Annotated in this window: 1 rRNA gene; it reads left to right on the forward strand. The window is 53.4% G+C overall.

Annotated elements, in window-relative coordinates:
• Window positions 1-292: ribosomal RNA gene (locus CES82_RS12140) — 23S ribosomal RNA — on the forward strand; the annotation flags it as partial.

Raw genomic sequence — 292 nt, forward strand, 5'->3', positions numbered from 1 at the left:
AGAGTGCGTAATAGCTCACTAGCCGAGTGATTCTGCGCCGAAAATGTACCGGGGCTAAGGATACCACCGAAATTGTGGATGCGACCAATAGGTCGCGTGATAGGAGAGCGTTCTAAGGGCGGTGAAGCTAGATCGCAAGGACTAGTGGAGCGCTTAGAAGTGAGAATGCCGGTATGAGTAGCGAAAGATCAGTGAGAATCTGATCCACCGAATGACTAAGGTTTCCTGGGGAAGGCTCGTCCTCCCAGGGTTAGTCGGGACCTAAGTCGAGGCCGCAAGGCGTAGACGATGG

The sequence above is a fragment of the Secundilactobacillus silagincola genome (assembly GCF_002583405.1).
GTDB lineage: Bacteria > Bacillota > Bacilli > Lactobacillales > Lactobacillaceae > Secundilactobacillus > Secundilactobacillus silagincola.